This window comes from uncultured Caballeronia sp. (genome assembly GCF_964243625.1).
Classification (GTDB): Bacteria; Pseudomonadota; Gammaproteobacteria; order Burkholderiales; family Burkholderiaceae; genus Caballeronia.
The window spans coordinates 1-6,895 of sequence record NZ_CAXTGZ010000315.1 but is presented as its reverse complement, the minus strand read 5'-3'; the positions used below and the strand labels follow the sequence as shown (position 1 = coordinate 6,895).

7 protein-coding genes are annotated in these 6,895 nt (G+C 62.4%); all 7 read left to right on the top strand.

From position 1 onward, the window contains the following. Window positions 1-411, top strand: a 411-nt coding sequence (gene accB / locus ACFFAR_RS20110; RefSeq protein WP_375508341.1) for an acetyl-CoA carboxylase biotin carboxyl carrier protein, incomplete at its 5' end; no start/stop codon positions are given. Between the two features lie 171 nt (window positions 412-582). Further along, window positions 583-1,965 carry an acetyl-CoA carboxylase biotin carboxylase subunit gene (accC, locus tag ACFFAR_RS20105; protein ID WP_062000277.1) on the top strand — a complete coding sequence of 461 codons (1,383 nt, stop codon included), beginning with the start codon at window positions 583-585 and terminating at the stop codon, window positions 1,963-1,965. A gap of 15 nt (window positions 1,966-1,980) precedes the next feature. Continuing rightward, a complete protein-coding gene (prmA, locus tag ACFFAR_RS20100) occupies window positions 1,981-2,883 on the top strand; it encodes a 50S ribosomal protein L11 methyltransferase (RefSeq protein ID WP_062000278.1) in 903 nt (300 codons plus the stop codon). 45 nt (window positions 2,884-2,928) lie between these two features. After that, window positions 2,929-4,227, top strand: a complete 1,299-nt coding sequence (locus tag ACFFAR_RS20095) for a zinc-ribbon and DUF3426 domain-containing protein (protein WP_375508340.1) — start codon at window positions 2,929-2,931, stop codon at window positions 4,225-4,227. 104 nt (window positions 4,228-4,331) lie between these two features. After that, window positions 4,332-4,832 (top strand): thiol peroxidase, encoded by a 501-nt coding sequence (gene tpx / locus ACFFAR_RS20090; RefSeq protein ID WP_062167948.1) that lies wholly within the window; start codon window positions 4,332-4,334, stop codon window positions 4,830-4,832. Window positions 4,833-5,049: 217 nt separating this feature from the next. Beyond that, window positions 5,050-5,985 carry a carbohydrate kinase family protein gene (locus ACFFAR_RS20085; protein WP_375508339.1) on the top strand — a complete coding sequence of 312 codons (936 nt, stop codon included), beginning with the start codon at window positions 5,050-5,052 and terminating at the stop codon, window positions 5,983-5,985. A 76-nt stretch (window positions 5,986-6,061) separates the two neighbouring features. Beyond that, entirely contained in the window at window positions 6,062-6,538 is a 477-nt protein-coding gene (locus tag ACFFAR_RS20080; RefSeq protein WP_062167952.1) for a glycine zipper 2TM domain-containing protein, read from the top strand. Window positions 6,539-6,895: the final 357 nt, after the last annotated feature.

Here is a 6,895-nt window from a genome sequence, read left to right as displayed (position 1 = left end):
GGCGAAGGCAAGGTTCGCATCGTCAAGAATGCCGCGCCGGTCTATATGCAGGCCCCGCAGTACATGCCGCAAGGCCAGATGGGCCAGGCGCCGCAGTACAGCCAGTCGGGCGATGCAGGCGCCGGCGGCGCTGCTGCAGGCGCACCGGCTACGCCGGCTGCCGTCGTGCCGCAAGGCCACGTTGTCACCTCGCCGATGGTCGGCTCGTTCTACCGCGCGCCGTCGCCGGGCGCAGACGCGTTCGTGCAAGTGGGCGACACGGTCAAGGAAGGGCAGACGCTCTGCATCATCGAAGCCATGAAGCTGCTCAACGAAATCGAGTCGGACAAGTCGGGCGTCGTGAAGGAAATCCTGGTCGAGAACGGTCAGGCCGTCGAGTACGGCCAACCGCTCTTTGTAATCGGCGATTGATCTCCCGCGCTTCAATCGAGGCGTCGCACGCAGCACGCGCGCCCGGTGAAACGCAGCACTCGGGCGCTCGCCACGTCTGTCAGACAGACAACGGCCGAGACGCGCCGCCGATCTCCCAGGAACGCCACGGACCCTTGTCCCGGCGGTCCATCGATGAGTCGAAACCTTGCTATGTTTGAAAAAATCCTCATTGCGAACCGTGGTGAAATCGCGCTGCGAATCCAGCGCGCGTGCCGCGAACTCGGCGTCAAGACGGTCATCGTCTATTCGGAAGCCGATAAAGAAGCAAAATACGTGAAGTTGGCCGACGAAGCCGTGTGTATTGGACCGGCTCCATCCAACCTCAGCTACCTCAACATGCCGGCGCTGATCAGCGCGGCAGAAGTCACCGACGCCGAAGCGATCCACCCGGGCTACGGTTTCTTGTCCGAAAACGCGGACTTCGCGGAGCGCGTCGAGCAGTCGGGCTTCACGTTCATCGGACCGCGCCCCGAAACGATCCGCATGATGGGCGACAAGGTCTCCGCCAAGCAGACGATGATCAAGACCGGCGTGCCCTGCGTCCCGGGTTCTGAAGGCGCGTTGCCCGACGATCCCAAGGAAATCGTGAAGATTGCGCGCGCCGTGGGTTATCCGGTGATCATCAAGGCGGCGGGCGGCGGCGGCGGCCGCGGCATGCGCGTGGTGCACACGGAAGCGGCGCTGGTGAACGCGGTGAACATGACCCGCGAAGAAGCCGGCCGCGCGTTCGGCAACCCGCAGGTCTACATGGAAAAATTCCTGGAGAACCCGCGGCACATCGAAATCCAGATCCTCGCCGATTCGTTCCGTAATGCAATCTGGCTGGGTGAACGCGATTGCTCCATGCAACGCCGTCACCAGAAGGTAATTGAAGAAGCGCCGGCGCCGGGCATTCCGCGCCGTCTGATCGACCGGATTGGCGATCGTTGCGCCGATGCCTGCAAGAAGATGGGTTATCTCGGTGCGGGCACGTTCGAATTCCTGTACGAGAACAACGAGTTCTATTTCATCGAAATGAACACGCGCGTGCAGGTCGAGCATCCGGTGACGGAGCTGATCACGGGCGTGGATATCGTTCAGGAACAGATTCGTATTGCCGCCGGCGAAAAGCTCGCGTTCCGCCAGAAGGACATCCAGTTCCGCGGCCACGCGATCGAATGCCGGATCAATGCGGAAGATCCGTTCAAGTTCACGCCGTCGCCGGGACGTCTCACGTCGTGGCATGCGCCGGGCGGTCCGGGAATTCGCGTCGATTCGCACGTGTATAACGGCTATTTCGTTCCGCCGAACTACGATTCGATGATCGGCAAGCTGATCTCGTACGGCGCGACGCGCGAGCAGGCGATCAACCGCATGCGTATCGCGTTGTCGGAGATGGTGGTGGAAGGCATCTCGACCAACATCCCGCTGCATCGCGAGATGATGATCGACGCCAAGTTCGTCGAAGGCGGCACGAGCATTCACTACCTCGAAAACAAGCTCGCCGCGCGCAAGGCGGCAGCCGCCGTCGCCGCGGAAGACGCAGCACTATAAGTAAGGCAGCAAAAGATGAGCTACCGGGAATTGATCGCCGAGCTGGACCGGGAACACGCGGAAGCGTTGTCGGATGCGCTGCTGGAACTGGGCGCGCTGTCGGTATCGGTGGAAGACGCCGACGCCGATACCCCCGACGAGCAACCCCTGTTCGGCGAGCCCGGCCTCACGCCGGATCAGAAAGCGTGGAACCGTTCTCGCGTGGTTGCGCTGCTTTCCAATGACGCCGATCCCGCCGTGCTGCTTGCGGCAGCGGCCAATGAAATCGGCTTGAAGGACACGCCTTCGTTCACGTTGCGCGACGTTGAAGACCAGGACTGGGTGCGCCTCACACAATCCCAGTTCGATCCGATTCCCATCGGCAAACGGATCTGGGTCGTGCCGTCATGGCACGACGCGCCCGAACCCGACGCGCTCGTGCTCGAACTCGATCCGGGCCTTGCATTCGGCACCGGCAGCCATCCGACCACGCGGCTTTGCATGGAGTGGATCGAGCAGTCGGTGTTCGAAAACCAGTCCGTGCTCGACTACGGTTGCGGTTCCGGCATCCTCGCGATTCTTGCGAAGAAATGCGGTGCAAATCCGGTGATGGGTATCGATATCGATCCGCAAGCCGTCGAATCCGCGCGCCAGAACAGCGAGCGCAATCACGCGGAAGTGACCTACGGCCTGCCCGCCGACCTGCCCGAAGGACAGTTCGATATCGTCGTGGCGAACATCTTGTCGAACCCGCTGAAACTGATGGCGTCGATGCTTTCTACCCGCGTGAAACCGGGCGGACGCATTGCGCTGTCGGGCATTCTTGCGCGTCAGGCCGACGAAGTTGCGGCCGTCTACGCGCGCTGGATCGACATCAGCGTATGGCGCGAGCACGAAGGATGGGTATGTCTTGCCGGTACCCGCCGCGAAAGCCTTTAGAATAGCGCCATCGTCCATCTACTGGCCTCTGGCCTTCGGCTAACTATGGCGCTGGCTACCCGCTGTCCCCACTGCGATACGGTTTTCCGCCTTGACCCGCATCTGCTCGCGCCGCACGACGGCCGCGTGCGCTGCGGTCATTGCCAGGAAATTTTCGATGCCGCGCATTATCAATTCGACCGCGATGCCATCGCGATGACCGCGCAGGCGGCGGCCGCGGCTACGCCCGTTCCGAACTACGGGGTCGATCCGGCAAGTCCGTGGGCGGAAAAGTCGAGCGCGGAAGTCGCCGGCGGCAAGGACGAGGCGCTCGGCATTTCGCTGCACCCGTTCATCCCGGATACCGCGCTCGGGCCTCAAGCTGAGGAAGATTTGGCGGCAAACCCCGCGCACGCCGTGCCGGAGGAAGAACCGTTCGCCGGATTGGCTGCGGCGCAAGCCGAAGCGTTGTCACGTACGCGCGACGCGAGCGATTTCCCGGGCGATGGCCGCGCAGAATCGCCGTGGCATGAAGTCAATCGTCCGCAGACGCGAGCCGAACCAAACACCCCCAGCCGTAACGACCCGTTCATTGGCCGAGTGGAGCCCGAGCCGACAAGGCGCGTCGATCCTTTTATCGGCCGGACGGAAAATGAAGCATTGCACGAGTCGCGTACCGAGCCGTTTGTCGGACGGACAGCGCCCCGTGACGAACCGGAGAAGCCCGCGCCGCGACGCGCCGAAACTCCGCATCCGTGGGCCGAAGAATCCGACGACGATCTCCACGCCGACGACGAACCGCGCTTCGGCCGTCCGGCATCGGCCGTCCCTCCTCCTGCCGAGCCCTTCCCCGTCACCCGCGAAACGCGTCCGGTTGCGCGTTCGGGAATGGCGTGGAAGATCATCGGCTCACTGATTGCGCTCGTGCTGCTTGTCGCGCTCGCCGCACAAGTCGCGTGGTGGCAGCGTGAAACCGTCATGGTCTACTGGCCGGCATCGCAACCGCTGTTCGCTCAGGCGTGCGAGCAGATTGGCTGCACGGTTGCGCCGCCGCGCGATATCGATGGATTGCAGATCGAGAATTCCGGCCTGCGTCAGGTGGATGGATCGCACAAGCTCGAACTGAAACTGTCGCTGCGCAATCGCTTCGACCTCGCCATTGCGTATCCCGCGCTGGAACTCACGCTGCTCGACGACAAGAACAACGTCGCGATCCGCCGTGTGCTCTGGCCGCAGGATTACGCGCGGCCGGGAACGCAGATCGGCGCGGGCCTTGGCGCTCGCAGTACGCAACCGGTCATCGTCCGGCTCGATACCGGCGACGCCGTTGCGGCGAATTATCGCGTGCAGATTTTCTACCCCTGACGCGCTTCACTCTTAGTTAGTCGTTGTCTCCGTGCGCGCCGCCCGTCCCTTCTGGCCGGACGACGCGCTCAATCCCTGACCATCAGACCCATTCTGGAGTAGACATGAGCCAAGTTACCCTCGGCGGCAACCCGATCGAAGTCGCCGGCACCTTCCCGTCTGCCGGCGCAAAAGCAGCCGATTTCACGCTGGTCGGCAAGGACCTCGGCAACCTGACGCTCGCGAGCTTCGGCGGCAAGCGGAAGGTGCTAAACATCGTACCGAGCCTGGATACGCCCACGTGTGCCACGTCCACGCGCAAGTTCAACGAAGCCGCAGCCGGCCTCGACAACACCGTCGTCGTGGTGGTTTCCGGCGACCTGCCGTTCGCAGCGTCGCGTTTTTGCACGACGGAAGGCATCGCGAACGTGGTGACGGCTTCGACATTCCGCAGCCATGATTTCGCCAAGGCGTATGGCGTCGATGTCACGAGCGGTCCGCTCACGGGCCTGACGGCGCGCGCGGTCGTGGTTATCGATGAAAACGACAAGGTGCTGTACTCGGAACTCGTGCCGGAAATCAAGAACGAGCCGAACTACGACGCAGCGCTGGCCGCGTTGAAGTAAGCAGAAGAATTTGCGGGACGCCGGCGAGGAATGAAAACGTTGCTCGCCGGCAATGCATGACATCAGAAGTCCGCGGCATGTGCATTCGTGGCGTTGAATAGCGAGAAACGCGCAACGAGCAACGCAACGAATGCGCAGCGCCATCATCCGGGCATGCACAGTGCTCAGGAACCTTCACCTGCGCGCACCTTTACCATCATTTTCAGGAATTTCGCCAGTGTCTACGCTCATCTGCGGCTCGCTCGCCTACGACAACATCATGACGTTCCAGGGCCGTTTCGGCGACCACATCCTGCCGGACCAGGTGCATCAGTTGAACATCAGCTTCCTGGTCCCCACGATGCGGCGCAACTTCGGCGGCTGCGCGGGCAACATTGCCTATGCACTGCAGTTGCTCGGCGGCGATGCAAAGATCATGGCGACGCTCGGTGAAGCCGATGCCCAGCTCTACCTCGATCGCTTCGATGCACTGGGTTTGTCGCGCGAATACGTGCGTGTCCTGCCCGACCAGCACTCGGCGCAGTGCTTCATCACGACCGATCTGGCGAACAACCAGATCACCGCATTCCACCCCGGCGCGATGATGGATTCGCACCTGAATCATGCCGGAGAAACGAAGGGCATCACGCTTGGGATCGTCGCACCGGATGGCGCCGACGGCATGCGCCAGCACGTCGAAGAACTCGCGGCGGCGGGCATCCCGTTCGTCTTCGATCCGGGCCAGGGCCTGCCGATTCTCGAAGGTGTGGAGCTTTGTCGCATGATTGAACTTGCCACATACGTGGCGGTCAACGACTACGAGGCGAAATTGTTGAGCAACAAGACCGGCTGGTCTATCGACGAAATTCTGAGCCGCGTCGACGCATTGATCATCACGCGCGGCGAGCACGGCGCGCAGATTCTGCACGCTGACGGTATTGAAGAAATTCCGGTTGTGAAGGCGCAGCAGATCATCGACCCAACCGGTTGCGGCGACGCATTCCGCGGCGGCTTGCTTTACGGCATCGAGAACAAGCTGGGCTGGGCGAAAACCGGTCGTCTCGCAAGCCTGATGGGATCGCTGAAGATCGAACATCAGGGACCACAGACCTACGCGCCCACGCGCGCTGAGATCGCCGAGCGTTTCGAGTCGGCGTTCGGCATGGCGCTTTGAGCGTGAAGCAATGAAACACGACGTGGCCGGCTGCTATTCAAAAACGGCAGCCGGCAGTAATTAGCAGGGGTGAAGAATGAACACGACAAACCGAGTAGTGCTGGCAGCAGCGCTGGTAAGCAGCGTCTTCGTGACGGGATGCGCCTACAACAGCAGCTCGCCGGACGTGTACACGGCATCGCAGGCGCAACGCGAAGAAACGGTCCGCATGGGCACCGTCGACAGCGTGCGCGGCGTGAAGATCAGCTCGAACAACGGCCAGCCGAGCGGCCTTGGCGCTATCGGCGGCGGTGCGTTGGGTGCAGTGGCCGGCAGCGCGCTGGGCGGCGGACGTGGCTCGATCCTGACGGGCATCGTTGGTGGTATCGCAGGCGCAGTCGCGGGTAACGCTGTTGAAAACGGTGTCGCCACGCAAAACGGACTGGAGATCACCGTGCGTCTTGATAACGGCGACATGCGCGCCATTACGCAAACCGCAACCGGCGAAGTGTTCCAGGCCGGCGAACGTGTCCGCTTGTTGTCGAGCGGCGGTGTGACGCGCGTCACCCACTGAAGTTGATGACGCGTCGGCGCGATCGAACAGATCGTGCCGGCGCTTGCGAAAACGCATGGTCCCTCGGGCGCATGCGTTTTTTTTCGCCCATAAAAAAACCCGCTGCCGATATAAACCGGACAGCGGGTCTGGGCCGCGTAACACTGAGCGGCCGCGACACACATTGCGTGTGTCGGATTACTGCACTACCACCTGCGCTTACGGACGGCTTCCCGTCGGGAACGGCCATGCAGCAGCCGGGTTCAACGCCGTCTTGACCGTTGCAGCCGGAGCCGGCGCTGCAGGGGTCGTTGCCGTCGTTGCCGGAGCTACAGCAGTCGTCTTCTTCGCAGCGGCAGCCTTCTTGGCCGGAGCCTT

Excerpts from the sequence above, each read along its gene's own strand:
- ACFFAR_RS20095 (WP_375508340.1), top strand. The coding sequence starts at position 2,929 with ATGGCGCTGGCTACCCGCTGTCCCCACTGCGATACGGTTTTCCGCCTT.
- tpx (WP_062167948.1), top strand. The coding sequence starts at position 4,332 with ATGAGCCAAGTTACCCTCGGCGGCAACCCGATCGAAGTCGCCGGCACC.
- ACFFAR_RS20080 (WP_062167952.1), top strand. The coding sequence starts at position 6,062 with ATGAACACGACAAACCGAGTAGTGCTGGCAGCAGCGCTGGTAAGCAGC.
- prmA (WP_062000278.1), top strand. The coding sequence starts at position 1,981 with ATGAGCTACCGGGAATTGATCGCCGAGCTGGACCGGGAACACGCGGAA.
- accC (WP_062000277.1), top strand. The coding sequence starts at position 583 with ATGTTTGAAAAAATCCTCATTGCGAACCGTGGTGAAATCGCGCTGCGA.